1 protein-coding gene is annotated in these 1,415 nt (G+C 47.6%); it reads left to right on the forward strand.

Features of this window, described 5'->3' with window-relative positions:
• Positions 1–82 precede the first annotated feature (82 nt).
• Positions 83–1,237, forward strand: a complete 1,155-nt coding sequence (gene nhaA / locus R2S57_RS30310) for a Na+/H+ antiporter NhaA (RefSeq protein WP_316848647.1) — start codon at positions 83–85, stop codon at positions 1,235–1,237.
• Positions 1,238–1,415: the final 178 nt, after the last annotated feature.

Raw genomic sequence — 1,415 nt, forward strand, 5'->3', positions numbered from 1 at the left:
ATTCATTGAGGTTAACCCACCCTCCCTCAGAAATAACAAAAAACATCCCCCCCTTTCCCCTTCATTTCACTACTTTTACAATATGCCTAAACTCATCAATCTTGAAGCATTTCAGCGTTTCTTCCGCTCCGGACAAGTAGGTGGCTTTTTACTGCTCATTTGCGTCGCCATCTCCTTAATTATCGCCAACACCGCCTCGAAAGAAAGCTTCGAAACCTTTTTAGAAACCAAACTGGGTTTTGGTGCCATCAACTATAGCATCCTCGCCTGGATCAACGATGCCTTAATGGCCATCTTTTTCCTCCTCGTAGGACTCGAAATTAAACGCGAACTCGTAGAAGGCGAATTGTCTTCCGTAAAGAGTGCAGCACTTCCTGTAATCGCCGCCATGGGCGGAATGCTGGTACCCGCAATTATTTATGCCCTGTTTAATAAAGGTCACGAAACGGCCGGAGGCTGGGGCATCCCCATGGCTACCGACATTGCCTTTGCCCTCGCCATCATCGCCATGCTTGGTAAAAGCGTGCCCACCAGTTTAAAAATATTCCTGGCTGCGCTGGCCATTGTTGATGATCTTGGTGCCATTCTCGTTATCGCGATCTTTTACACCAAACAGATCCATTTCGAATACCTCGCCATGGCCGGGGGCATTTTAGTCCTTTTAGGCTTAATGAACTATTTTGGCGTAAAGAAACTGGTATTCTATCTCATCCCGGGTGTATTCCTCTGGTATTTCATCCACCACTCCGGCATCCACGCTACCATTGCAGGGGTACTGCTGGCTTTCACCATCCCCACCAACGAAACCGATGTAGAATCGCCATTAGAGAAACTGGAGCATTTTTTAACCACTCCCGTAAACTACATCATTATGCCGGTGTTCGCACTGGCCAATACCAATATCACTTTTCAAAAAGAAATGCTCGCCGGACTCGTTTCGCCCCTCGGCCTCGGCATCATAGTAGGTTTATTTGTTGGCAAAACCATCGGTGTAACCTTTTTCAGCTGGTTAGCCGTGAAATTGAAATGGGCCAACCTCCCTACTGGTGCCGGTTGGAAACATGTATTGGGTTTAGGCATGCTCGCCGGAATCGGTTTTACCATGTCGATCTTTATTGCCCTGCTCTCTTTTAGCGAGATACTGCATGTTTCGGAAGCGAAGTTTGCCATTTTAACTGCTTCGATCCTTTCGGGGGTAGTGGGGTTTGTGTTTTTGAAATCGGTGAAGAGGGATTAAGTACATGTTTCACCGCAAAGACCCCTATCCGCCTGTCGGCACCTTTCCCCTTGAAGGGAAAGGGCTCAAAGAGAATTTAACGCTCCTGCAATATGCACCACGCTATCTGCACCCTGCTATCCGGCCTCGGAACTGATGGAAGGAGAAAACGTTAAAGCTTTTGCACACCCATTCAACC

Source organism: Pedobacter psychrodurus, from assembly GCF_032678585.1.
Taxonomy (GTDB): domain Bacteria; phylum Bacteroidota; class Bacteroidia; order Sphingobacteriales; family Sphingobacteriaceae; genus Pedobacter; species Pedobacter psychrodurus_A.

Coding starts and splice junctions, on each gene's coding strand:
- nhaA (WP_316848647.1), top strand. CDS start 83: ATGCCTAAACTCATCAATCTTGAAGCATTTCAGCGTTTCTTCCGCTCC.